This window comes from Psychroserpens sp. S379A, from assembly GCF_049800755.1.
Lineage (GTDB): Bacteria > Bacteroidota > Bacteroidia > Flavobacteriales > Flavobacteriaceae > Psychroserpens.
In genome coordinates this window covers 665103-691595 of the sequence record NZ_JBNAFQ010000001.1, presented here as the reverse complement: position 1 = coordinate 691595, position 26493 = coordinate 665103, and the positions used below count along the sequence as shown (strand labels likewise).

Genomic DNA, 26493 nt, shown 5'->3' with positions numbered 1-26493 from the left:
CGCTAACAACTGTCGTTTAGAATCCTGTCTAACTTGTAGACAACAAACTAAACAATCAATCATTATGAAACAACTCAACACAATCAAATTATTGGTGTGTTTGTGCTTATTTGTCGGTTTCAATACCAATGCACAAATCAATGCACCTAATGCAAGTCAGAAGGCAACCGTTTCGCAACGTGTCGGTATTTCAGATATTACAATTAAATACTCTAGACCTAGTGTAAGAGGAAGAACTATTTGGGGAAATTTAGTGCCTTATGGCATGAATAACCTCGGTTTTGGAACTGCGACTGCTGCACCTTGGAGAGCTGGAGCAGACGAAAATACTACAATTACATTATCTCATGATGCTAAGGTAGAAGGGAAGCCAATTAAGGCTGGAACTTACGGACTGCATATGGAAGTTAAGCCAGATAATAAAGCGACGTTAATATTATCTCACGAGAAAGATGCTTGGGGAAGTTTCTTTTATGACCCAAGTAAGGATGCTTTACGGGTTGATATAACTACAGTTTCTGTGCCTCATCATGAACTATTAACGTATGCATTTAATGAGGTTTCTGCAAACTCTGCTACAGCAATGTTAGCTTGGGAAACAAAAGGATTTCCGTTTTCAATAACGTTTGATGTCACGACTATAGTGTTAGATGATTTTAGAGACAAAGCTAAAGGTAGAACAGGGTTTATTAGACAAAATTGGGAACAAGCTGCTGCTTATGCTTTAAATAATGGAGGTGATTTAAATGAAGCCTTAACTTGGATAGATAATGCAATTTCTGGTCAGTTTTACAGTCAGAAAAACTTCAATAATTTGGCTGTAAAAGCTCAAATTTTAAATCAATTAGGAGATAAAGAAGCATATGCTTCAATTATGGATGAAGCTTCAGGAATGGCTAATGCAAATCAACTAAATGCTTTGGGTTATTTAATGCTTGGTGCTAAAGATTATGATAAAGCATTAACGTATTTTAAAAAGGCAGTAAAATTAGATCCTGACAATCCTAATGTGTATGATAGCTTAGGTGAAGCTTATAAAACAATGGGCAAGAATAAAGAGGCAATCAAGTATTTTAAAAAATCGTTATCTATGAATCCTCCTGCTAATGTAAAAGCAAATTCTGAAAAACACTTAAAGGAGTTAGGTGCTTTGTAATTAAATAATAATATCATCAATCAATCAATCAATCACAAAAACAAACAGTTATGTTTAAGCTCAATCGAAAGATTGGGCTTTTTTTTATACGATTTAACGAGATGTTAATTTGTATAATGCAATTACTCTATACGATGACCTTGAGTTACAAATGAAAGACCTTGTTGTCCCATTGTAGAATTCATAATGCCTTCAAACAAAGGTTCTGGGCAATTTTTAGGTATTTCCCATTCAAAAATAAAGTTTGAGCCAGTACCTCCAGAAATATCTTTTTCATCAATAATAATTTCTGTAGTTTCTAAAGGTGCTAAATAAATAGTTTGATCAAAATAAGTTCTTACTGTTTTGCCATGTGTGTCAAAATATTCTGCTTTTAAAAGATAGATTGTGTCTTTAACGCTAGTATTACGTAAGCTTACCATTGCAGTTAAATTGTGGGTTTTGTGTTCTGACTGACTATAAATTTGAGAGTAAATAGAAAGATAAGTTTTTCCGTAGATAAGACTGTCAAGTGCAGGAGTCTTAATAGCTCGCTTAGACCAGTTTTCAGAGTTTATTGAGCTGATCTCTTGATTGGGATTATTACAACTAAAAATTAGTATAAAAGTTAACAGATATAAAATAAAATAGGGTTTCATAATTAATAGAGTGGTTTTATGCATGAATACCTTCGGTTTTTATATGATTAGTAATGACTTTTAAGTTTTAAAATACTGATACGTGTATTAATAACAATTTTTAGACATAACTCATAACAAAAGTAAAGAAACTCATTTTAAGTAATATTTGTAAATTAAACTATCTTATTATACTTTGTAATATAAGAGATTATTTTAAAGCATAATAAGATAGCTTATAAGTAAATACTAATTTATTTTATAGCATTATGGATTATATGTTTCCATTTACTAACGATTTCTAACTCTCCATTTAACTCAAAATCTTCCGTTTGGTTATAGAGTTCTATAGACTTATTGTTGCTCGAGCTTTCTACAGAATTTAAAATCAATTCCAATTTTACTGTATCTCCAGAAACATTTTCGTGAGTTGTTTTTTTTGAGTTAAAAACACCACAACTTTTTACCTCATTGAGGTTAATTTGTTGTTTTGTTTCTTTAGAAGAGCTCTTTTTGTAAAAGAACAAAGAGTTGTTTTGCTTGTCTAATCCGATAGCAAAATTCTTAAATACATCATATTTGGTAATTGAGCAATTATGAGTATTAGCTAATGTTTTTAGCGCTTTTAAAAGGTTGCGGCTTTTTTTCTTTTGTTGCTGTTGTATAAGCACAACAGGTGTTACAACTAACAGTACTAATACTGTTGATGTAATAGTTATTCCTAAATTCATTTTAAAATTTTAAGTTAAGGTATTACGATATGTGCATTGTCTATAAGCAATGCCTAATTTTTTGCCATAAAATGACACCTAAAAATTAAAATGGATTACCAAAATGTGTGAAAAGGAAAAATAATATCTGTACTTAAGAAATTTAGAAATAGATTTCTTAAGTATTGTAGGTATTTATTTTGCTTAATTAAAGTCTGAAATTTACTAATATTCAATTTTATATCAGCATCAGAATATTTTTTTAAAAATTGAGGAGTAAAAGTGTTTTGATGCTGAGTGTGTACTCTTTCTGAATTACCATCTGCATGTATGTAACTAACAGATTTTACAGAAGATTGTTCTGTATTGTCTTTTAAAACATCGAAATAGGTATCTGAATGAAATTCAGATTCAGTAACAGGATAAGCTGCTATAAAACAGAGTCCTAATAGCAGATTTAATAATGTTGATGTTGTTTTATATTTCACAAAGGCAAAACTACTGTTTTAAGTTTATGTAGTTGTATAAAAAATGTTAAAGCGATAGCGGTAAGGTTAATTTTTTTGTTGTTACCCATGAATACTTTCAGATTTTCCGTAGCTTTTAATGAGTTCGCCTTCAAACTCTACAAGTGCTGCCCAGCGTTTATCTACATCTATGTCTTTTCCATATTTTCTAGCAAACGTTATAAATGTAGTGTAATGACCAGCTTCACTTACCATTAAATCATAATAAAATTTAGAAAGTTCTGGGTCTTTAATGCGTTGTGATAGCAATTTAAACCGTTCACAACTTCTAGCTTCTATCATGGCCGAAAAGAGCAGCCGATCAACCATGCTTTGTAAATGGCTTCCGCCTTTATTCATAAATTTATATAATTCATTTACATAACTGTCTTTGCGTTCTCGTCCTAGTTTATAGCCTCGTGCTTTGATGATATTATGAACCATTTGAAAATGTTCTAATTCTTCTTTCGCAAGTTCTAATAAATCGGTCACCAAATCTTCATATTGCGGATTATGAGTGATGATTGTAATAGCGTTGGTTGCAGCCTTTTGTTCACACCAAGCATGATCTGTAAGAATTTCTTCAATGTTTTCTTCGGCAATGGTTGCCCAACGCGGATCGGTTTCGAGTTTTAAGTGAAGCATGCTCATTTTTTTTAAGTGTTTTAGGATTGTAAAGATAAAGAACAAGTCATTTAAATGTCAGTAGAGTAATTGGTAACTGTTTATTATTCTCAGCTAACAGCTAACAGCTAACTAATATAATTCCAGATATTCTTGTATTTACTGAGTTGCCTATACGTTTCTAAGATGATTTTATTTTCGGGAAGTCTTAATGAAGGATCATCACCAAGAATTCGTTTAGCATAAAAACGAGCACTTTGTAAGATGTCTTTATCTTTAATAATGTTTGCAATCTTTAGGTTTAGTATACCACTTTGCTGTGTGCCCATAATATCTCCAGGACCTCTAAGTCTTAAGTCAACTTCTGCAATTTCAAAACCATCACTAGTTTTGGTCATGGTTTCAAGTCGTGTTTTGCTATCCAAACTTAGTTTATGGCCAGTCATTAAGATACAATAGCTTTGTTCTGCACCACGACCAACGCGACCTCTAAGTTGGTGTAATTGAGATAATCCAAAACGCTCTGCGCTTTCAATAATCATAACAGATGCATTAGGAACATTAACACCAACCTCTATTACAGTGGTAGCAACCATAATTTGAGTTTCGCCTTTAACAAAGCGTTGCATTTCGTAGTCTTTGTCTGCTGGTTTCATTTTTCCGTGAACAATAGAGATTTGATATGTTGGTTGCGGAAAGTCTCTGGCAATACTTTCATAGCCATCCATTAAATCCTTATAGTCTAGCGTTTCACTTTCTTGTATTAAAGGGTATACAATATAGATTTGTCGACCTTTGTCAATTTCGTCACGAATAAAGCGTAACACTTTAAGACGATTTTTATCATATCGATGAACCGTTTTTATGGCTTGTCGTCCTGGTGGTAATTCATCAATAATTGAGATGTCTAAATCACCATAAACAGACATGGCTAATGTTCTTGGGATTGGTGTTGCAGTCATGACTAAAATGTGAGGGGGAGAGCTGTTTTTTTTCCATAATTTAGATCGCTGAGCAACTCCAAATCGATGTTGTTCGTCTATAATAGCAAGTCCTAAATTTTTAAATTTCACCTTATCTTCTAGCAATGCATGAGTGCCAATTAAGATTTGTAATTCGCCATTTTCTAAAGATTCATGAATTTTTTTTCTTTCTGAAGTAGTACTTGAACCTGTTAGTAGTGATATGTTGATATTTAGGTTTTTAGACAATTCGTAAAGTCCTTGATAGTGCTGTACTGACAAAATTTCAGTTGGAGCCATTAAACAGGCTTGAAAACCGTTGTCAAGTGCGATGAGCATTGACATAAATGCAACTATGGTTTTTCCAGAACCTACATCACCTTGTAATAAACGATTCATTTGTGCATTGCTTCCTAAATCCTGTCTAATTTCTTTTAAAACACGTTTTTGGGCATTGGTTAAATCAAATGGTAAATGATCTTTATAAAAGCTGTTAAAATAATTCCCAACCGATTCAAAAGGGAATCCTTTTATCTTAGATTTGTGGATTAAGTTTTTTAAAATTAATTGTAATTGAATATAGAATAACTCTTCAAATTTTAGCCTAAATTCTGAACGCGATAATAGGTCTTGATTTTTTGGAAAATGAATATTAAAAAGGGCATCGCTTTTTGAAATTAATTTGAGTTCAGTAATTAAGTGCTTAGGAAGCGTTTCTTTAAATTGTCCTTTTGTTTCTAAGAACAAACTCTGCATTATTTTTGTTAAAACCCGATTTGTAATGCCTTTGTTTGATAACTTTTCGGTAGATGGATAGATGGCTTGCATCGATGAGCGTAGGTTTTGCTCATGCTCACTTAACAGTTCTAATTCAGGATGCGGCATGCTAAATGTTCCGTTAAACCAATTTGTTTTCCCAAAAATAACATATGGTGTATTGGTTTTTATACGATCTCTAATCCACTTTTGTCCACGAAACCAGACGAGTTCCATTTGTCCTGTATCATCTTCAAAAATTCCAACAAGTCGTTTACCACGCTTCTGAGCGATCTCCTTGAATTTAGTTATTTTTCCAATAACTTGAATTTCAGAACTTTGTCTTTGTATTTGGTTAATCTTGTAGTAGTGTGTTCTGTCGAGATATCGATTAGGAAAAAGGTTAATCAAATCTTGATACGTATGAATACCTAATTCACTTCGTAGTAAATCTGCTCGATTAGGTCCAACACCTTTAAGGTAATCTATAGGAGTTTGAAGATTGGTATTCATTCTTTCAAAATTATCACTTTTTTCCAATGTTTCAGTATCAATTTGAGTTTTTAGAATGATTTTTTAATTGATATTTTTTTCCTTTGGGTAAAGTACTTTAGATGTAAAACACTGTTAATAAGTAAATTACCAAATAGGTGTAGCGTATGTATAGCGTATTAAACTAAGGTGAAATCCATATCTAATTCGGGTTTTAGGTAGGTTATATCTATGTGAAAGTCGGGTATTAAGATGTTATCAAGAAATTAGCTCTATGTCTTTCATTAATTTTATATATCTTGGTTTAACCTTAAATCACAATAAAAATGAAAGCATTAGTCATATCAGGTGGAGGAAGTAAAGGAGCGTTTGCTGGAGGTGTGGCTCAGTATTTAATGAAAGATTTAGGTAGAGATTATGATATGTTCTTAGGAACTTCTACAGGTAGCTTGTTGGTGCCTCACTTGGCTGTTCATGATGTAGGAAAATTATATAATATATTTACCAATGTTCAGCAGCATGATATCTTTAGTGTGAGTCCCTTTGTACAGCGTAAAAAAGGAGATCGTGAATATGTGTCTATTGATTTTATGAATTCAATATGGCAATTTATTAGAATGAAACGAACTTTTGGCGAAAGTAAATCTCTAAAACGAAATATTAAGCAGAATTTCACCAAAGAAGAGTTTGATAAAATTAGAGCAACCAAAGAAGATGTGGTGGTGACGGTTTCAAATTTATCTATGAATCGCGTAGAGTACAAGTCGATAAACGAATTTAGTTATGAAGAATTTTGCAATTGGATATGGATTTCGTGCAATTATATTCCATTTATGTCATTGGCAAAAGTAGATGGTTACGAATATGCCGATGGTGGATTGGGTTGTGTAATCCCAATACAAGAAGCTATTAGAAGAGGAGCAACAGAAGTTGATGCCATTGTGTTAGAATCTGAAAACATGAGCAAACAAAAAGTATTAGGTAAAAATCCGTTTTCTTTAATGTTGAGCTTATTTGGCCACCTTTTAGATCAGGTTGAAAAAAATGATATTATGATTGGTAAACTTGCAGCAAAAAATAAAGGCGTGAAGCTTAATTTGTATTATACGCCTACAAGTCTTACTGAGAATTCATTAATATTTAGTAAGCGTTTAATGGTAAAATGGTGGGCTCAAGGTTATGAGTATGCAAAGCAGAGGCACGAAAATGTAACACCTTGATATTTAAGAGTTCCAAATATCTGACACTTCTTCTTTAATAAATGATAGTGCTGCATCACTAGGAGAACGCTTGTCAATCATATCGCTCAAAATAACCTCTCTTAGTTTGTCTGCAGAATCTATTTTTTCAGATAAAGTAGCTTTTCTAATCATTTGAATGGTTGCATTTTTTGCGGTCGATGTAATGCTCCAACACTTGTCTGTTACATAGATTTGCTGTGCTAAATTATGATCAAACTCTTGTTCAATATTTGCTATGAGTAAGGATTCGTAATTTTCTTTATTTGAAGATGTTGGATTGACTCTAAGCAGTAATTTTGAAGGCTTTATTCGTTCTAAAAAAAGCGACATACGTTCGTAAGCTTGAAGTCGCATTGGTAAGGCATCTTTTTGCAAATCTTTCTGTATTAAAAAGTTTCTGCGATTATTTTCATTTTCAATATGCTCTCTGAAAAATAAAAAAGCGATTGCTCCTGTTACTAATGCAGGTACACAATACAATAATAATCCAATTAAGTCGAGTTCCATAGTTTATAGTTAAAAGTGTAAAGATAAAAGTTTAGGTGATATTTTCTGAAGCTTTATTTACTAAATGTCCTCCTAAATGTGGACAAGTTTTAAGTTCTTGCATTGCGTTGAATGGTACTTTTGTTTTGTCGTACATGTAAGTGCTACTCATATTTTGCGAAAGATTATGGTCATCAACATTTACTTCAATGTCATCCATAGTAAACTGACAAGGATGTTCATGTCCAGCTGCATGCGTGATTTCTATGAGTTCTTTTTTAAAGAATTTAAAATATTGAGCCAAACGTTCAGATTTGAGAGGTACATTAATACCATTTTGAAGCCATTTGCTTTGAGTAGCGACACCAGCAGGACAACGGTTGGTATGACAAATTTGAGCTTGAATACAGCCAATACTCATCATAGCTTCTCTGGCCACATTAATACAATCTACTCCCATGGCAAATGCCATTGCAGCTTTTGCAGGAAAACCTAGTTTTCCGCTACCAATAAATACAATACGCTCGGTTAAGTTTCTTTCTTGAAATACTTTATAAAGATCACCAAAGCCATATACCCAAGGTAAACTCACGTGATCAGCAAAACTTGGAGGAGCTGCACCAGTTCCACCTTCACCACCATCAACAGTAATAAAATCTGGACCTCTTCCTGTACTTTTCATAATATCTGCAAGTTCTTTCCATTGGTCTAGTTTTCCTATTGCCGCTTTTATACCAACAGGTAAACCAGTGTGTTTAGCAATGTCTTCAATAAAATTAATTAACTCAGGTACATTAGAAAAGGCTTTGTGATTTGGAGGTGATAGTACATCTTTTCCGACTTCTACACCTCTTATTTCAGCAATTTCTTTAGTTATTTTTGCACCTGGAAGTACGCCTCCTTTTCCTGGTTTTGCACCTTGAGACAATTTGATTTCTATGGCACGAATAAAAGGATTGCTCTCAACCAACTTTACCATTTTTTCCATTGAAAAACCACCATCTTCAGAACGAACACCAAAATAACCTGTTCCAAAGTGAAAGACTACATCACCTCCATTTTTATGATAAGGAGACAAGCCACCTTCGCCTGTGTTATGATAAGCATGAGCAATCTTGATGCCTTTGTTTAACGATTCAATAGCTTTTGCTGATAATGAGCCAAAACTCATGGCAGAAACATTTATAACAGATGCTGGTCGATAAGGTCTTCTTCTTTTGTTAAATTCTCCCATCACTTTAGCACATGGTAAAAAGGATTTGTCAGTACTATTTGGGTGATGCTCATCAATTTTAAATGGCATCATTGCATTATTGATGAAGATATGTTGATGCGCATAAATGTCACGATCTGTTCCAAAACCTTCGTAGTTGTTTTCTTGTTTAGCAGACGCATAAATCCAGCCTCTTTCAATTCGATTAAAGGGTAGTTCTTCACGATTGTTTGCAACAAAATACTGACGCATTTCTGGACCAATACTCTCTAGTATGTAACGAATATGACCAATAATAGGAAAGTTATGACTTATGGTATGCTTTCTTTGAAAAAAGACATCTCTAATAGCTATTAAGAGTAAAGCAACTATAATCCAAAGCCACCAAGGAATATTGGCTAATGTATTTAAAATTGGTTCCATATTAGTTTTGATTTAAATAATCTAATGTTATTTGTGTTAAGGTCTTAACTTAATAGCAATCCACTTTTATCAACATAAAACGAGGTGTATGATGCAAATGAAGTTAGGTGTTACCTTTTGTTATTCCGCCAAGATAAAAATAAAAACCTGGTATTTCTTCTTGAAAATAAGAAAAATATTTACCTATAGTTTCAGCTTTAAACTGAATTACGTTATCATTACCTGAAGCTAGACCTAAGCTTAGTAGCATTTGTTTTACTAAGTTGTGGTTGTTGTAGGTAATTGTAGTTTTAAATTCTTGATTTAGCGTTCAGAGTTCTGATGAAAATCACATCGCCATTCTATGAGTTTCGATTCAATATCTATAAATTGAGTTTCTAAATTATGTAGAGTATAAACACTTGTAATTCCTATAAAAAAATATTGGGGATTGAATTTTCATAGTTTAATTTTTTATTTAAAATATCAAAAAATAGCAGCTACAATGATTGTTTATAATTATTGATAAAAGCAGTATAAAAAACCTAAAGCAAATGGTTATTTTTATCGTTCTAAAAATGATAATGCATTGGAAAAATATTTAAGTCAGTTGAATGAAGCGCAATTAGCACCAACGCTACAAAAAGATGGTCCTATGATTGTGATTGCTGGAGCAGGTTCTGGAAAAACACGAGTGCTTACTTACAGAATAGCATATTTGATGAGTCAAGGTGTTGATCCGTTTAATATTCTGTCATTGACATTTACCAATAAAGCTGCACGTGAAATGAAAGGCAGAATTGCTAATATTGTTGGTGAAAGTGAAGCAAAAAACTTATGGATGGGAACCTTTCATTCGGTGTTTGCTAAGATATTACGCATCGAAGCAGATCGATTAGGTTTTCCAAGTAATTTTACCATTTACGACACTCAAGATTCTGATCGATTGATTGCTTCAATCATTAAAGAAATGGGATTAGATAAAGATGTGTATAAGTATAAGCAAGTGCGTTCTCGAATTTCTTCCTACAAAAACAGTCTTATTACAGTAAAAGCCTATTTTAAAAACCCAGAATTGATTGAAGCCGATACTGCAGCTAGACGACCAAGATTAGGTGATATTTATAAAAATTATGTCGATCGTTGCTTTAAAGCTGGAGCTATGGATTTTGACGATTTATTGCTTAAAACCAATGAGTTGTTGACGCGTTTTCCAGATGTGTTAGCGAAGTATCAAGACCGTTTTAGATATATTTTGGTAGATGAGTATCAGGATACAAATCATTCGCAGTATTTAATTGTTAGAGCCTTATCAGATCGTTTTCAGAATATTTGTGTGGTTGGTGATGATGCGCAAAGTATTTATGCGTTTCGTGGTGCTAACATTAATAATATTTTAAACTTTCAGCGTGATTATGATGATGTAAAAGTATTTCGATTGGAACAAAATTATCGTTCCACAAAAAATATTGTAAATGCTGCCAATTCTATCATAGATAAAAATCAAACTAAATTAGATAAGGTCGTTTGGACAGCCAATGATGAAGGTTCCAAAGTGAAAGTCAATCGACTTATGACAGATGGAGACGAAGGTCGTTATGTTGCGAGTTCTATTTTTGAAAACAAAATGCAGCATCAACTTAAAGATAGTGATTTTGCTGTATTGTATAGAACCAATGCGCAGTCTAGAGCTATTGAAGATGCACTTAGAAAGCGAGATATTCCATATCGAATTTATGGAGGTTTGTCGTTTTATCAGCGTAAAGAGATTAAAGATGTGCTGTCGTATTTGCGATTAGTGATTAATCCAGCAGATGAAGAAGCGCTTAAGCGTGTGATTAATTTTCCGAAGCGAAGTATTGGTCAAACAACAATAGATAAGTTGGTTGTAGCTGCTAATGGTTATAACCGTTCCATTTTTGAAGTGATGAAACATATTGACAAAACCGAAGTCAATGTGAATGCAGGCACTCGTGCAAAGCTGAAAGATTTTGTAACGATGATTGAAAGCTTTCAGGTAATGAATCAAACTGCTAATGCTTTTGAATTGGCAGAGCACATTACCAAAACGGCTGGAATCATTAGAGAATACAACAAATTAGGAACACCTGAAGATGCTCAGCGTTTAGAAAATATTGAAGAACTTTTAAATGGTATTAAAGATTTTGTTGAAGGTCAGATAGAAATTGCTGATGCTACAGGAAATATTGCTGAGTTTCTTGAAGATGTAGCTTTAGCAACCGATTTAGATAATGATAAAGGAGATGATGACAGAGTTGCACTAATGACTATTCATTTGGCTAAAGGATTAGAATTCCCTTATGTCTATATTGTTGGTATGGAAGAAGATTTATTTCCTAGTGCGATGAGCATGAATACCAGAAGCGAACTAGAGGAGGAGCGACGCTTATTTTATGTGGCTTTGACTAGAGCTGAAAAGCAAGCCTATTTAACCTATACTTTATCGCGTTATCGTTGGGGAAAATTAATCGATGCTGAACCTAGTCGGTTTATTGAAGAAATTGATGACCAATATTTAGAGGTTTTAACACCAATTCACGAGCCTAGACAAAATCCGATGCTATCTTCTGATATTTTTGGAGATGTAGAACCCAATCGTATTCGATTTAAAAAACCAGTAAAACGAACTAAAGAAACTAAACCTCCAAAATTTATAGCACCTAAAAATTTAAAGCCAGTTGCAAAATCTTCAGGAGGAGATAAAGCCAATTTGTTTGATGGAAAATTAGTTGTTGACAATATAGTAGAACACGCTCGCTTTGGAAAAGGAAAAGTCTTAAAAATAGAAGGCAAAGGAGCAGATGTAAAAGCTGAAATTAATTTTGAAGTTGGAGGTGTAAAGAAGTTATTGCTTAGGTTTGCAAAATTAGATGTTTTAGGATAGATTTATAATATTAATATACAGATAACTGTTTATGGCTGAGTTAGTTCGTATTTATGAAGAGAATCCTAATCCGAAAGAGATTAGAAAAGTAGTTGATGTGCTTAAACGAGGTGGATTGATTATTTATCCTACTGATACAGTTTATGGTTTAGGCTGTGATATTACTAATATTAAAGCTTTAGAAAAAATTGCTAGAATAAAAGGTGTTAAACTAGAAAAATCTAATTTTTCATTCATTTGTCATGATTTAAGTAATCTAAGTGATTATGTTAAGCAAATAGATACGACTACTTTTAAAATTTTAAAGCGAGCATTGCCTGGAGCTTATACGTTTATACTTCCTGGTTCTAAAAGTTTGCCTCATCCGTTTAAAAAAAGAAAAACCGTAGGTATTCGTGTACCAGATAATTCAATTGCCTTAGAAATTGTGCAACAACTTGGGAACCCAATTGTATCGACTTCTATTCGTGATGAAGACGAAATTATTGAATATACTACAGATCCAGAATTGATTCTTGAAAAATGGGATAGTCTGGTAGACTTAGTCATTGATGGTGGTTATGGCGATAATGAAGCGTCTACAGTGATTGATTTGTCTGGTGATACACCTGAGATTATTAGAGAAGGAAAAGGGAGTTTAGAGATTTTTTAATTATAAAAAAAGCCCAACCTTACGATTGAGCTTCTTATTTTGTTTTTAATTTGAATTAATTAATTACCAGCAGATAAATTTTTCATTTCTTCTTCAATCATTTCATAAAACTGATCAATCTTTGGCATAACTACAATTCTAGTTCGCCTGTTTTTCGCTCTGTTTTCAGCAGTGTCGTTTTCAACTAATGGTACATGGTAACTACGACCAGCAGCAATTAATTGTTGCGGATTAACTTTTAATTCTTCAAGCACTCGAACAACAGATGTTGCACGTTTTACACTTAAATCCCAGTTGTCAACCAAAACACCTTTTGAGTACGATTTGCTATCTGTGTGAGATTCTACCATAGCTTCAAAGTTTGGCTTGCTGTTAATTACTTTGGCAACTTTTCCTAAAACTGTTTTGGCTTCATTGGTAACGTTGTAGCTTCCGCTTTTAAATAGTAATTTATCTGCAATAGATATAAATACCACACCTTTTTCAACATTAATTTCAATATCTGGATCGTCAATGCCTACAGCTTTCTTTAAACTAGATACAATAGCAAGTGTAACACTGTCTTTTTTATTTAAAGCATCTTGTAATCGTGAGATTTTTAAATCTTTCTCTTTTAAACTCTCTAAAGATTTCTCCAAGTTTTCAGCACCTTTTTGAGTTAAAGTGGTTAAGTTGCCTTTCGTGTCAATTAAATCTTGATTGGCTTTACGTAAATCTGCCAATTGATCTTTCATGGTTTCTACACGAGCTTCAGCAGCAGCTCTTTCAGACAAACAACTATTTAATTTAACAGTCGCAGAATTTAATAAATCTTGAGTTTCTTTGTGTTTTGCTTGTAAAGCAGCATGTTCCTTTTTCGATACACATGAATTCAGAACTAACATTCCAGCAACACTCAATAACATTAATTTTTTCATAATAGGTTTTTAAAAATTAGTTATAATTTTTTTATCTCATAACAACATATCAAAATTAGATAAAAGAACAGTTGAAAGCACCTTATTTAACTAAATTTTTAACACATTTACTAACATTTAAAAGTGCTTACGTTTTTTAATAAAGTAAGACCACACAATCGATGTGGTTTGATAGTAGTTCTTTTTTTTCGGAATTTTTTTACGTTGCTTTAAAAGACGGTTGAGGTTGGCATAAAAACTAAAATGAGCTTTTATAATCGCTAAGATATGTTTGAATTTTAAACCAAACAGATACTTAAACCCAGCAATACCATCGAGAACAAGTCTTGTAAAAACAATCCCAAAAAGGAAACCATGTGCATTTTTGGTAATAGTAAACAAACTATTCCTAAAATTGAGGTAGGTTTTTTTGGGATGTACAGCATTAAGTGTTGCTCCACCCACGTGATATACAGTAGAATTACCAATATATACTGTATTGTAATTGGCATTAAAAGCGCGCCAACATAAATCTATTTCTTCAAAATGCGCAAAAAACGATTCGTCAAAACCGTTTAAAGCTTCAAAAGTTGATTTTCTAATAAAAAAACAAGCTCCAGATGCCCAAAAAATAGAAGTCCTATCGTTGTATTGTCCTTGGTCTTCTTCTATGGTATTAAAAATTCGACCTCTACAAAACGGGTAACAATATTTATCTATAAAACCACCAGCAGCTCCAGCATATTCAAAATAAGTTTTCTTTTTATAGTCTAAAATTTTTGGTTGAATGATTGCAGTACTTGCGTTCGATTCAAATTCTTGAATAATAGGAGTGAGCCAATGCTGTGTAACTTCAATATCGCTATTAAGTAAACAAAACACATCAGCTTTAATGTGCTTTAAAGCATCATTATAACCTTTAGCAAAACCACCATTAATTTTGTTTTGAATACGTTGTACTTTCGGAAAGTGTTGTTTTAAGTAGTTTATGGAATCATCGGTTGAAGCATTATCTGCGACATAAATATCGGCTTCTTGAGAATATTTTACAACTGAAGGCAAAAACTGCTCAAGCAATTGTTTGCCATTCCAATTTAATATGACGACAGCTAACTTCATTTATAATCTGGAATATCTCTTAGAAATTGATAGCACTCATTTTTAAAATCCATCACACAATAATAATGATTAATTCCGTTGGTTACCATTAAATAATTGGCATTTAACGTGAGATTATATCTCGCAATTTGGTCAAAAGTAGATTGGTCAATTTTAATATTGTATGATTTACATTCTACGATAAGATGAATGCTTCCGTCAGGATTATAAACAACAATATCGTAACGTTTGGTTAAGCCATTTACTTTGAGTTCTTTTTCGACATTAATTAAAGATTTTGGGTAATTTTTAACCTGAATTAAATACTGAATGCAGTGTTGACGAACCCATTCTTCAGGTTGTAAAACGATGAATTTTTTACGAATTTCATCAAAAATAGATACTTTATTTTCGTTACTTTTGAAACGGAATTCAAACTTTGGAAAATGGAGCTCTTTAGTCAAATTATATGGAGTTTTTTTCAAAGTTACTCTACTAAAACTGAAAACCAAAGCAGATGTTATCTTTTTGGACTTTGAAAGTTTAAGTTTTCAACTATGGATGAAGTAAAACTAATTGTTGCAGATATAAAAAAAGGAAACCTAAAACCCATTTACTTCTTAATGGGAGAAGAACCTTATTATATTGATGCCATTTCAGATTATATAGAAAACAATGTGTTGGCTGAAGAAGAAAAAGGCTTTAATCAAATGGTACTCTATGGAAGAGATGTTGCTATTGATGATATTGTAAGCAATGCTAAACGTTATCCAATGATGGCTGAGCGACAAGTGGTAGTTGTAAAAGAAGCACAAGACTTATCACGTACGATTGAAAAATTGGCTAGCTATGCCGAAAATCCGCAACCTACAACAGTGTTGGTGGTAAATTATAAATACAAAAAATTAGATAAGCGTAAAGCCTTATACAAAACCCTAAAAAAATCTGGTGTTGTTTTTGAAAGTAAAAAACTATACGAAAACCAAGTAGCAGATTGGATTAGACGTGTATTGTCTGGACAGAACTATACGATTTCACCAAAAGCATCACAAATGTTGGTTGAGTTTTTAGGAACCGATTTGAGTAAAATTAATAATGAATTAGAAAAGCTAAAAATCATTCTTCCAGAAGGCACACAAATCACACCAGATCATATTGAAGAAAATATAGGAATAAGTAAGGATTATAATAATTTTGAATTGCGTAAAGCTATTGGAGAACGCAATAGTGTGAAGGCGTTTAAGATTATTAATTATTTTGCGAATAACCCAAAAGATAATCCTATGGTTGTAACGGTTTCGTTATTATTTAATTTCTTTTCGCAGTTATTACACTTTCACGGATTGAACGATAAAAATCCAAGAAATGTAGCTTCAGCCTTGAAAATCAACCCTTACTTTGTTAACGAATATGTAGCTGCAGCTCGAAATTTCCCAATGAGAAAAGTTAGTCAAATAGTATCTACATTGCGAGAATTTGATGTAAAAAGTAAAGGCGTGAATTCTAATGCTGTGCCTCAAGGTGATTTGCTTAAAGAACTTTTGGTGAAGATTTTGTCTTAAAAGAAAACATGTTTAGGTTTAATCGCATAAAAGATTGTAGTCGTCAACTAGTTCTTCTATATTATCGTATCTATATAAATCGTTTTCTAAATAGTAAATGATTTTTTCACAATCTGAAAAATATGCTTTAGCGTTGATTAAAGAAATGTAATCATAAACACCTTTTTTGCTTATTGCAGTTGCTAAGTCTTCTTTATCTTTTTTGACATAATAAATTGATTTAGCTTTATATAAATTTACTTTCCCTTCCATAATGATTTGCATAATTAAAGATTTTTTATCTGTAACAGAAACAAATCGATAACGTTCTACTGCAAATTGTTCATCTCCAAAAACAACTTCTTCTAATTCGGTTTCATCGTATTTGATTTTTGGTGATTTTTTTGTCTTTCTAAATATGATTTTTCTAGAATTAGTTGAAATAGTTAAAGAAAACGGATTTTCATTTTTTTCATATTCGTATGTTAATTCCTCTTTCTTAAGGTCGAATTTTTGTTCCCATTGTCCATCTGCACTTCTAAAGGTACTTGATGAATAAGGAAACTTCACAAACCCTCTAAAAGATGTTCCATTTTTCAGGATGACTTTGGCTGGTATCCATTCTCCATTTTGAGCATAAATAGCTGAGCAAAATAATGCTAATAATAGGATAAAGGAATGTTTTAAATGCTTCATCTGCTAATAGAGGTTTTAAAGACTAGTCATCAGATTCACACCAAATTGCTAATTCATTGCCTGAAGGATCTAAAAAGTGAAAACGCTTTCCGCCAGGAAACGAAAAAATATCGACAGATATCTTTCCACCTAGTGTTATGACTTTCTGTTTGATGTTTTCTAGGTTTTTGTGATGTAAAACAACTAAAACACCATTATTAACTAACGCTTCGGTTTTTTCAAAACCTCCAGAAATACCAGCATTTTCAAAAGCAGTATAGTTTGGACCATAATCTGTAAATGTCCAACCGAATGCTTTTGAGTAGAATGTCTTTGAAACTTCTAGGTCTGTCGACTTGAACTCTATGTAATTAATGTGAATATTTGGTGTTTTCATAAACTTAATATTAAAATTGTTTTAAACTGACCTATAAATAACCTAATTCTTCAACTTGTAAGCCATAATCATATTGTAAGTCTTCATGAAGTTTAGAGGTGATTTTTTCAACCAAAGTTAATTGTCTGTTGTAGATATTGATAAGTGTTGTATTACGTTTTATAGAAGGCGAAAACTCTTTAAGCTTGTGACAAAAATAGAGTAGAAGCTCTGCTTCAGTTTCTTTTTTTAAGGAATAACGTGCAAATTTTTTAATGTTTCGTAAAATTTTTCGAACACTCTTTTTAATATAGAAATAGCTATTGGTATTAATCGTTTCAAATTGTGAATCAATTTCAGTTTTTACAGTTTCAATATATCCTGATTCGTCATGTGCTTCAAATAATAAGTAGGTAAGCAGTTCTTTGTTTTCTTTTTTGAATCTAGAGAGTCGCAAACACAATTGCATCAATTCGTCATTTGAACGATGTTGCAATTCTTTTTTTATGGTAACTACTGAAACGGCTTTCAAATTTTGTAATGTTTTTTGATGGTTTGTTTTACACGAAATAATCGTACTAGTCCAATAATTAAAATAATTGGAGATGCAGCAAGAAGTAGTATTCCGAAGGTTTTTAAATCTGAAAAGAATTCAATTTTAAGAACTGTTAATCCTGTTCCTAAAAAGACGATAAACGTTCTAAAGTAAGCTAAAAATGTACGTTCGTTGGCTAGTTTTGTACGCTCAATGGCGAGCCAATCTCTAGTGATAAGCGGATTGTTTTGTTCCATTGTTTTTATTGTCCTTTGAGTAAATTTACACTCACTGTTGCTAAATCGCTATCTGGAAATTTGGCAAAGTAATTTGGATCTGGATGCAAACCTGCTTCCTTCGCCACTTTATTAAACACATCAACTTCTAAAATGTATTGGTCACTATAACCATGGGTAGCATCATATGCAGTTGCAGCAGTCTTGCCAATATTTTGAGCCACTAATGTTGGATTTACAGTGTGTAATTCAATCATAAGTAATCCGAAACGTTCCACATAAGGTTTCCATTTGGTTAAATGTTCTAATAGAGAATCTTCAACTAAATTATTATTTAAACGTTTTCCAAGACTAGCATAAGCACCAGAAGAACTACTAACTCTAGTGGTTTCTATTTTTGGTGCATCCCAAATACGATTATGATCTAAAAAGGTTCGAACATTTAGCAAGTCTTTAAGTTCAATATTGTAATCTTCTTTTAAATCTTTAGCTAACAAATCTGGTCTGCCAATATCTCCCCAAATTACTTTAGCCCAAATATCTGCTTTAATCAAATTAGCTCTAGTGACTTTAAGTGCAGCTTGATTAAAATCGGCTCCAACCAAAAGCAATGGATGCTCATCGAGCATTTTTCCACGCTTGGTTTGATATTCAATCACATCAAAAATATGTTGAATAAACGCACCATTTCCGCAACCCATATCTAAAATGCCTTTTGGTTGTTCTTCAATAGGCTTGTTAAACAGTTTAATAATTACTTGATCGATGACTTTAAAATAGGTAGAGTGAGCGCCTCCACTTCCCCAAACATTCATTTCGCGATGGACATGTTTTTCGGTTTCATCTGGAGAATCTGTTTTTAAAACATTCGCATTTCCGAAGATTAAATCATCTAAATGTATAAATGTTGGGAGATAAGATACTGTTACTCCATATGCACTTGCACGTTTTGCAAAAAATAAACCTTCATCTGTAAACTGATAGGTGTTTTTTCGCTTTTTAAACCAACCTAAATGGGCAAAAAAGTCTAATATTTTTTTGAAACTTTCTGGGTTTTTGTGGTATTCTTCAGCCGTAAATGAGGCTTCCATAAAATATTTATGAAATAAGCCATTCATTCCCATTCTAACAATAATAGGAGCAATGATAGCACCTTCAATGTGTTTTAATACTTGATATTCTAACGAAGTTTCATTAGAAACATCCATGCCATATTTAGATTCAAAGGATTTAAAAACACTTTCTAAACTATTGAATGCATCAATGCCTAGAGGCTCATTGGCTAGATTTACTGTATGTTTTAGTAAGCTTACAGCAGTTTTATAATGTGGTACTAGTTGAAAAGCAGCTTCACTTTTAGAGTTAGTTTCATACGAAACCGAATTATCTTTATTGTTTAAATGTTGAGTAAGCCAGCCTTGAGAAGCTAGAACTCTAAGTGCAACATTAAGATAACCTTCATTTGCATTAAATTTTGAAGTGATGTTTTCTAGCGAAACACTTTTCTCTTCAATAATATAATCTAATACGCCTTTTTTGTGAAGTGTGTAAGCTGAAGTTGCTGTAGCAATACCATCAAGATGTCTGAAAATGTGACCTCTTAAGGTTTGTTTGTCTTGTTTTGAAAGCATTTTTGGATGTTTCCTATAAATATAAAAAATCCATCAGAAGTGTGATGGATTTTAAGATAAAAATATAATAAGATTAATATGTTTAACACATGTTGCTGAATTATCTCAATTTAGGATAATCTGTTGGGTTTACTTCATGCATTACGTCATAAACAGCTTCAAAAATATCTTCGGCAGAAGGTTTTGAAAAATAATCACCATCGGTTCCATAAGCTGGACGATGTGGCTGCGCAGTTAAAGTTTTTGGTTGACTATCTAAATGCTGAAATGCATTTTGCGTATTTAATATTTCATTTAAAATATAAGCCGAAGCTCCACCAGGTACATCTTCGTCGATAATCATCAAACGATTCGTTTTGGCAACACTTTTTACAATATCGTGATTGATATCAAATGGCAATAACGATTGAATGTCAATAACTTCGGCATCAATACCAACTTCTAATAATTCTTTGGCAGTCTGTTCAACAATTCTTAAAGTAGAACCATAAGATACTAAGGTAATATCTGTACCTTCTTTTACAGTTTCAACGACACCAATAGGTGTTTTAAACTCACCAATGTTATTTGGCATTTTTTCTTTTAATCGATACCCATTTAAGCATTCAATAATTAAAGCAGGCTCATCGGCTTCTAGAAGTGTGTTGTAAAATCCAGCAGCTTTAGTCATATTTCTTGGAACCAACACATGAATACCACGAATAAGATTAATAACACCACCTAATTGCGAACCAGAATGCCAAATACCTTCAAGACGATGACCACGAGTTCTCACAATTAAAGGGGCTTTTTGTCTACCTTTAGTTCTGTATTGAAGCGTCGCTAAATCGTCACTCATAATTTGTAAGGCATACAAGATATAATCTAGATATTGAATTTCGGCAATAGGACGTAAGCCACGCATTGCCATTCCAATGCCTTGTCCGAGAATAGTAGCTTCTCTAATTCCAGCATCAGCAACTCTAAGCTCTCCATATTTTTCTTGAAGACCTTCCAATCCTTGATTTACATCACCAATATTTCCAGCATCTTCACCAAATACTAAAGCTTCAGGATAATTGTTAAAAATGGCATCGAAATTATCACGAATAATTACTCTTCCATCTACCTCTTGAGCATCATGGTCATAGGTTGGTAATACTTCGTCTATATGAGTTGCAGCTTTATCTGAAGCACTATGTAAATGCGAGCTGTATTTTGGTTGAATAGTTGTGAGGTAGTTGTTAATCCATTGCTGTGTATTTTCTTTTTCTGAAGATGTTTCAGAAACAACATAGCGTAATGCTTTTCTAACTGCTGAAGCAATATCTTTTCGAATTGGTTCTGCAATGTCTTTTAAATCATTTACTATTTTATTGATAAAAACTTTGTTAGAGCTAGATTCAGCCAATTCAGATAATAAGGTAATAGCTTCTCGATGTTCGGTTACAATTGGTTTTAGGTAATTGTTCCAAGCTGCTTTTTTGCCATCACGAACCTCTTTTTTAATGCTTTTATCTAAAGCGTCTAGCTCTTCTTGATTAGCAATATTATTACTAATCATCCAAGATTTCATTTGAGCGATACAATCAAATTCAGCTTCCCAAGCTAAACGGTCTTTACTCTTGTAACGTTCATGAGATCCAGAAGTTGAGTGTCCTTGAGGTTGCGTTAATTCGAGAACATGAATCATAACAGGTACATGTTCTTCACGAGCAATGTATTCGGCTTTTTGATAGGTTTCGATAAGCGCAGGATAATCCCAACCGTTAACTCTTAATATTTCATAACCTTTATGGTCTTCATCTCGTTGTAATCCTTTTAAAATTTCTGAGATGTTTTCTTTGGTTGTTTGGTGTTTGGCATGTACAGAAATACCATACTCATCATCCCAAATGTTAATTACCATTGGTACTTGTAAAACACCTGCAGCATTTATAGTTTCAAAAAACAAACCTTCGCTAGTACTCGCATTACCAATTGTTCCCCAAGCAATCTCGTTGCCTTTGTTTGAAAAATTGGATGTGTTTATTCCATCAACATTTCTGTAAATTTTAGATGCTTGCGCTAAGCCTAAAAGTCTTGGCATTTGTCCAGCAGTAGGAGAGATGTCTGCACTTGAGTTTTTTTGAGATGTCAAATCTTTCCAATTTCCATTTTCATCAAGGCTATGTGTACCAAAGTGTCCACCCATTTGGCGACCAGCAGACATAGGTTCTTGAGAAATATCTGTATTAGCATATAAGCCAGCAAAAAACTGTTCAATGCTTAATTGGCCAATAGCCATCATAAAGGTTTGATCTCTATAATAGCCAGATCTAAAATCTCCATTTTTAAAAACTTTAGCCCAAGCCAGTTGCGGAATTTCTTTTCCGTCACCAAAAATTCCAAATTTTGCTTTTCCTGTCAGTACTTCACGTCTACCTAATAAACTACATTCTCTACTAGTTACAGCAATTTTATAGTCGTTTAAGACTTGAGTTTTGAAATCTTCAAAAGTTAAATCGGTTTTTGTATTTGAGTTGGTTTGCATAGCCTTAATTTATAAGTTGCAAATTTAGCTAAAGTTTCTATGTTTTACAACGTTGAGAATTGTTATAAAATTAGAAAATTATCATAAAAACAACTTAATTTTTGTGATATTCTCAATAATGTAAACAAAAACAAGATTTGGTTAAGAATATTTTAAAACCATTTACGTCTAAATAATCCTAAAAGTTTACCAGGATCTAAGGTAAATAAAAAACGAATTCGTTCTTCATAATTTGGTTGACCAACTTCCCAACCTAAATTTGAATATATAGGAAAGTAAATTTCAAAGTAATCGGTTATTAAATTTAATCGAATACCAGAATCGTAGACAAAGTTTGGATTGTCGCCTTTATTTTTGAGCAAACCAATATCACCATAAGCTTCAAAGTATCTCCAAAGTGTTGTGCTGGTATTTACTGTGGTCATCCATCGATTAGCAAAAGGTGTTTCGAGCATGGATTTAAATCCGCCTTCTGCAATAATAATTTGCTGACTAAAAATGCCTGAAGATTCAGAACGTCCTAAATAATTATAATCAAACATATAATCTGTTGGTCTATCTAAAGCAAAACTAAAGTAGTTGGATTGTGAATCAGTTTTATTATATAAAAATGCACCTGCAAAAAATCGAATATTGAATTGACGGTTACTTTCAGAGAGGTTTCTGTATTCATAATTTAAAGCTACTTTTCCGAAGCGCTCAGCAAACTGAAGGTCATAAAACCATCTTTTAAAATTTATGATACCTGGTTGTCCTGTAACATATCTTACATTAAACACACTGTAGTCTGGCTCGTCTATAACATCATTGTCAACTTCAAAAACGGTAGTATCACCAACGTCTCGATTGATTGTTAGGTATCTGAAGCTTAAGCTTTTAAATTCATCTGACCTAAAGTCATTACTATCTCTAAAACTAAAAGAAACACTAGGTGATATTTTTGTAACAAATGCGTCTTCTGCAAAAGAAGCATAGCTTGAGCTAATGCCATAATTGACTTTAAAAAGATTTTTGTTTTCGATGTAGTGTGTATATCTAACAGAACCACTACCAGTTAGAGTTTTTGAACCAGTTGCATATTGAGGTGATATTTTATAATTGAGGCGTTTTTTGAGTAAGGTTTTGTTGTAAAATTTACCACCAAAAGTTAATCCATCATAAATGTTTTCAAATTCAATGAGAGGCATCATGAAAATTTGATTGTAATACGGATCTTCAATGTCTTGAATTAATCGAAACTGAAGTGGTTTGTTATTTAAAAAGTTACTGTTTAATGTTTTGTAATTGTCTCTAAGATTGAACTCAGGAATGGTGTTGTCGTAGTTTAAAGCAAACTTGGTGTTTTTATCTTTTAGAATTGTAAGTGTTTTACTGCCATTAACATTTTCAACCCATGTTTTGGTTAATACAGAATCTTTATCTAAAGTAAATAAGGACACAGGAACACTAGTATTTCTTTTGTTTTTAATAGTTAATGTGATTGAATCTTCGGTAGCTTCAATATCTTTAATTTTAAAATCGATTTTTTTTCTTGAATTTAAATAGTCTGTAAAAAACCAATTGACATCTTTAGTTGTATGTTGTTTTAAAAGAATTTCAAAATCTTTAGACGATGTAATTTTGAGTTGATTTTCTTTTAGGTATTGACTTATGGTTGATTCTACAACATGACCATTAACAAAATCGTCTAAATATCTCAAACCGACACCAGCTTTATACTTATTAGCAATATTGGAATTAAACTTTAATAAAGAATCTTTTGAAGTTGTTAAAGCCTGATCTCTATTGGTTCTTGCCATTTGCATATAAAACATTACAAATTGGTCATTATAATTTAAATCTGCTGCATGAAACGATCTAATTCCCCAAATGTTAGCCAATGTTCCAATCATTTTGGTGTCTGGATAGAAAGTTTCAACATATTTCATTAAGTAATAAATTTGAATTCCTTCTTTTATCCAATAATCCTTTCTTGGATTTACTAAAATGATATTGTCTAAATAATTTTTAAGCGCAGTTTTTAATAACTTTAATTCGTATTGAAAACTATCGGGAAATGGTCTAATAAAATCTGGTAATTGATTTAATCCATATAGAGGATCTTTTTTGTAATCATTTTTTGTAATAAGTAAGCGGTCATGCGGATAATCACCAAGGTGTTGAGTGATGTAACGTGTAATTTTATCTGTAATTAATGCTTTTTCTTCAGGTGTAATCCTTTTGCTGTTAATATCAGAAACGACACTAAAATCATCTGTTTGTACGAATTTAAATTCAGAAAATCTAACCAAAATAAATGAAGTGTTTACTCTATTTTTACCATGTAGTTGTATGGTTTGCTTTTCTTTAGTTTGCTGAATATCTACTGTGTTTAATTCAGAAATAAAAGTATAGCCTAAAGGAAACTTAATCTCAAAATTTAAATTCGCTTCTGGAGTGTACAGGTCGTCAAGATTTTTGTTGCTGTAAATTTGCCATTCTCCATTATAAACAGCAGGAGTTAAATACCAGTATTTTAGATTAAACTCTTTATTTTCATTAACACCATAACCAGTAAAAGTATCATCTGGTATAACTAAATTGTAATTTAGATTTAGTTCGTAAGTTTCATTAGGTAGTAGAGTTTTATTGAGCTCTACTTTAATAATATCTGGATGCTTTTCAAGATTACTAAAGTTAAGGTTTAAGCCTTCATCATCTTTTAAAGTCGTAATTATTGTATAACCTCGTTGCTCGCTTTTAGCTAGGTGAAATTTTAAGCTAAATTCTTCTTCAAACCGTTTAGCTAAAGGTGTTTTTTTTGTTGAGTAGGCATTATTCCAATCGTTAAGGTAAATAACATTTAATGCATCATTACTTGTGTTGTGAAACCTAATTCTTTGTTCAATATGAATGGTTTTATTTTCGACATCAAAATCTGCTTTAAGGTCAATAGCATTTTGGCCAAAACCAATGGCGTAAAAGCAAAAACTAATTCCTAAAAGAAAAGTATAATTTAATTTCAATGTGTTACAATAAATTTAAGTGGTTTATGCTGCAACTCTGTTGATGTAATATAGTATATGCCACTTGCATATAATGATATATCTTCTTCTATATATAACGTGTTTTTAGTCGAAATAGTTTTAATGGTTTGTCCTAAACTATTGTTAATTGTTATGGAGTTTAATTGCGCTTGTGGATTCAATTTGAGTTTTAAAACCTTATCAATTAGGTTAGAACCTATAAATTGTATTGCTTTTACGGTTGAAAATGTTTCTGTTGAAAGCGTCTGATTTGTTTGTAGTTCTAGTGTTACTGGAAGGTGATCACTAAAATTGTGTAATGAATTTCTAATCGCAAATGAATACTCTGGTCCAGAACAATCAAAAGAGTTTATGGCACGATTATAACAATTAATATTACTGTTGTTACCATATACTTTGTAACTGTTTTCAATATACTTGATTTCAGGATTGCTTACCATGTTTTCTGAGGTCATAATAAAATCAAATCTATCGTCAAATCCACCAGTCGAACCACCAAAACCTGTTTGCGTTCTAGTAGATTGTGTCATAACATCAACATAGTTTGTATTATTATGCCAGCTACCAATTCGGTTTGCAGGATCTACAAAATCAATAAGATTATTGTTGTCGGAATCTATAAGTTCTTGAAAAGCAGGCTCAGAGCTTGTATAGACATTAAAATCGCCAGCTAAAACAACATTGCTATCAGGAGGTAAAGTGTCTAAGTAAGTGACTAAATCTTGAACCATTTGAAAACGTAGCGCTTGATTTTGTGTACCACTAGATGCTTTTAGGTGGCAAACGATTACATCAATGAAAATAGGATTTGTATCAGATTCAATCGAATTAATTTTCAATCTATAATGGTTAAAATCTCTAAAAATTGTGGTGATTATCGTTTGATTTTCGAGTATAAATTTTGAACCATCATAATAAATTAAATTTTGCAAATCATTTTGATCACTTATAGTGTCGTCTGAAGTATTAAATTCAAAAAAAGCTCGTTGATAGTTTGGATTAATAAACTGAAGAGTGTTTAAAATTGTATCAGCTCCAAATTCATTATTGAGTTCACAAACCATAAATAAATCTGGCTGATAATCGTTAAGTATTATTTCTAATTCTTGAATACGATTAGGTACAGCGTCTTCTAAAGGAAAATTTAAAAGGTTGTAAAACATCATTTTAAAATTTTCCTGTGCATGTAATCCATTACATGTAATGATGCAAAGCATCAAAACTAAACCTATCTTCTTTTTCATA

The 26493-nt window shown here is 32.3% G+C and carries 24 protein-coding genes; 5 read left to right on the top strand and 19 right to left on the bottom strand.

Annotated features, from left to right (window positions below; genetic code table 11):
- Window positions 1-64 precede the first annotated feature (64 nt).
- On the top strand, window positions 65-1156 hold the full coding sequence (locus tag ACP15M_RS03115; protein WP_425075712.1) for a DUF2911 domain-containing protein: 1092 nt from the start codon (window positions 65-67) through the stop codon (window positions 1154-1156).
- A 122-nt stretch (window positions 1157-1278) separates the two neighbouring features.
- Here the strand turns inward: ACP15M_RS03115 and ACP15M_RS03110 are convergent, their stop codons facing one another.
- From ACP15M_RS03110 to recG, 5 genes are all read right to left on the bottom strand, one after another.
- Window positions 1279-1794 carry a DUF3124 domain-containing protein gene (locus ACP15M_RS03110; RefSeq protein WP_425075711.1) on the bottom strand — a complete coding sequence of 172 codons (516 nt, stop codon included), beginning with the start codon at window positions 1792-1794 and terminating at the stop codon, window positions 1279-1281.
- 233 nt (window positions 1795-2027) lie between these two features.
- A complete protein-coding gene (locus ACP15M_RS03105; RefSeq protein WP_425075710.1) occupies window positions 2028-2504 on the bottom strand; it encodes a hypothetical protein in 477 nt (158 codons plus the stop codon).
- A 95-nt stretch (window positions 2505-2599) separates the two neighbouring features.
- Complete coding sequence (locus tag ACP15M_RS03100; protein ID WP_425075709.1) at window positions 2600-2971, bottom strand: hypothetical protein; 372 nt, start codon at window positions 2969-2971, stop codon at window positions 2600-2602.
- 81 nt (window positions 2972-3052) lie between these two features.
- Window positions 3053-3634, bottom strand: a complete 582-nt coding sequence (locus ACP15M_RS03095) for a tRNA-(ms[2]io[6]A)-hydroxylase (protein WP_425075708.1) — start codon at window positions 3632-3634, stop codon at window positions 3053-3055.
- Window positions 3635-3741: 107 nt separating this feature from the next.
- Entirely contained in the window at window positions 3742-5871 is a 2130-nt protein-coding gene (gene recG / locus ACP15M_RS03090; RefSeq protein ID WP_425075707.1) for an ATP-dependent DNA helicase RecG, read from the bottom strand.
- 278 nt (window positions 5872-6149) lie between these two features.
- Between recG and ACP15M_RS03085 the strand changes: the two genes are divergently transcribed.
- Window positions 6150-7043 carry a patatin-like phospholipase family protein gene (locus tag ACP15M_RS03085; RefSeq protein WP_425075706.1) on the top strand — a complete coding sequence of 298 codons (894 nt, stop codon included), beginning with the start codon at window positions 6150-6152 and terminating at the stop codon, window positions 7041-7043.
- Between the two features lie 3 nt (window positions 7044-7046).
- Here the strand turns inward: ACP15M_RS03085 and ACP15M_RS03080 are convergent, their stop codons facing one another.
- The 3 genes from ACP15M_RS03080 to ACP15M_RS03070 form a co-directional block, all read right to left on the bottom strand.
- Complete coding sequence (locus ACP15M_RS03080) at window positions 7047-7571, bottom strand: hypothetical protein (protein WP_425075705.1); 525 nt, start codon at window positions 7569-7571, stop codon at window positions 7047-7049.
- Window positions 7572-7602: 31 nt separating this feature from the next.
- Window positions 7603-9186, bottom strand: coding sequence for an FMN-binding glutamate synthase family protein (locus ACP15M_RS03075; protein ID WP_425075704.1), 1584 nt, complete (start codon window positions 9184-9186; stop codon window positions 7603-7605).
- A 103-nt stretch (window positions 9187-9289) separates the two neighbouring features.
- Window positions 9290-9436 (bottom strand): hypothetical protein, encoded by a 147-nt coding sequence (locus ACP15M_RS03070; protein WP_425075703.1) that lies wholly within the window; start codon window positions 9434-9436, stop codon window positions 9290-9292.
- A 318-nt stretch (window positions 9437-9754) separates the two neighbouring features.
- Here ACP15M_RS03070 and ACP15M_RS03065 point away from each other — a divergent pair, with 318 nt between their 5' ends.
- The gene (locus tag ACP15M_RS03065) at window positions 9755-12070 is read left to right on the top strand and encodes an ATP-dependent helicase (RefSeq protein WP_425075702.1); all 2316 of its coding nucleotides are present in this window, start codon (window positions 9755-9757) and stop codon (window positions 12068-12070) included.
- 31 nt (window positions 12071-12101) lie between these two features.
- Window positions 12102-12722 (top strand): L-threonylcarbamoyladenylate synthase, encoded by a 621-nt coding sequence (locus ACP15M_RS03060; protein WP_425075701.1) that lies wholly within the window; start codon window positions 12102-12104, stop codon window positions 12720-12722.
- A 59-nt stretch (window positions 12723-12781) separates the two neighbouring features.
- Here ACP15M_RS03060 and ACP15M_RS03055 read toward each other — a convergent pair whose 3' ends face one another.
- The 3 genes from ACP15M_RS03055 to ACP15M_RS03045 form a co-directional block, all read right to left on the bottom strand.
- Window positions 12782-13639 carry an OmpA/MotB family protein gene (locus ACP15M_RS03055; protein ID WP_425075700.1) on the bottom strand — a complete coding sequence of 286 codons (858 nt, stop codon included), beginning with the start codon at window positions 13637-13639 and terminating at the stop codon, window positions 12782-12784.
- Between the two features lie 117 nt (window positions 13640-13756).
- The gene (locus ACP15M_RS03050; RefSeq protein WP_425075699.1) at window positions 13757-14737 is read right to left on the bottom strand and encodes a glycosyltransferase family 2 protein; all 981 of its coding nucleotides are present in this window, start codon (window positions 14735-14737) and stop codon (window positions 13757-13759) included.
- Window positions 14734-15180 (bottom strand): type I restriction enzyme HsdR N-terminal domain-containing protein, encoded by a 447-nt coding sequence (locus ACP15M_RS03045; RefSeq protein WP_425075698.1) that lies wholly within the window; start codon window positions 15178-15180, stop codon window positions 14734-14736. The genes ACP15M_RS03050 and ACP15M_RS03045 overlap by 4 nt, the downstream gene beginning before the upstream one ends.
- 93 nt (window positions 15181-15273) lie before the next feature.
- Between ACP15M_RS03045 and holA the strand changes: the two genes are divergently transcribed.
- Window positions 15274-16278, top strand: a complete 1005-nt coding sequence (holA, locus tag ACP15M_RS03040) for a DNA polymerase III subunit delta (protein WP_425075697.1) — start codon at window positions 15274-15276, stop codon at window positions 16276-16278.
- A gap of 18 nt (window positions 16279-16296) precedes the next feature.
- Here holA and ACP15M_RS03035 read toward each other — a convergent pair whose 3' ends face one another.
- The 8 genes from ACP15M_RS03035 to ACP15M_RS03000 all read right to left on the bottom strand — a co-directional run bounded on the left by ACP15M_RS03035 (window position 16297) and on the right by ACP15M_RS03000 (window position 26492).
- The gene (locus ACP15M_RS03035) at window positions 16297-16953 is read right to left on the bottom strand and encodes a hypothetical protein (RefSeq protein WP_425075696.1); all 657 of its coding nucleotides are present in this window, start codon (window positions 16951-16953) and stop codon (window positions 16297-16299) included.
- A 22-nt stretch (window positions 16954-16975) separates the two neighbouring features.
- Window positions 16976-17329, bottom strand: a complete 354-nt coding sequence (locus tag ACP15M_RS03030; RefSeq protein ID WP_425075695.1) for a VOC family protein — start codon at window positions 17327-17329, stop codon at window positions 16976-16978.
- A gap of 31 nt (window positions 17330-17360) precedes the next feature.
- A complete protein-coding gene (locus ACP15M_RS03025; RefSeq protein WP_425075694.1) occupies window positions 17361-17840 on the bottom strand; it encodes a hypothetical protein in 480 nt (159 codons plus the stop codon).
- On the bottom strand, window positions 17837-18100 hold the full coding sequence (locus ACP15M_RS03020; RefSeq protein ID WP_425075693.1) for a DUF202 domain-containing protein: 264 nt from the start codon (window positions 18098-18100) through the stop codon (window positions 17837-17839). Before ACP15M_RS03020 ends, ACP15M_RS03025 begins: the two co-directional genes overlap by 4 nt.
- A 5-nt stretch (window positions 18101-18105) precedes the next feature.
- Window positions 18106-19710 carry a class I SAM-dependent methyltransferase gene (locus ACP15M_RS03015; RefSeq protein ID WP_425075692.1) on the bottom strand — a complete coding sequence of 535 codons (1605 nt, stop codon included), beginning with the start codon at window positions 19708-19710 and terminating at the stop codon, window positions 18106-18108.
- Window positions 19711-19810: 100 nt separating this feature from the next.
- On the bottom strand, window positions 19811-22222 hold the full coding sequence (locus ACP15M_RS03010) for an alpha-ketoacid dehydrogenase subunit alpha/beta (protein ID WP_425075691.1): 2412 nt from the start codon (window positions 22220-22222) through the stop codon (window positions 19811-19813).
- 152 nt (window positions 22223-22374) lie between these two features.
- Window positions 22375-25227: a metalloprotease gene (locus ACP15M_RS03005; protein ID WP_425075690.1), complete on the bottom strand. Its 2853-nt coding sequence runs from the start codon at window positions 25225-25227 to the stop codon at window positions 22375-22377.
- Window positions 25224-26492, bottom strand: coding sequence for an endonuclease/exonuclease/phosphatase family protein (locus tag ACP15M_RS03000; RefSeq protein ID WP_425075689.1), 1269 nt, complete (start codon window positions 26490-26492; stop codon window positions 25224-25226). The genes ACP15M_RS03005 and ACP15M_RS03000 overlap by 4 nt, the downstream gene beginning before the upstream one ends.
- Between the last annotated feature and the right edge of the window lies 1 nt (window position 26493).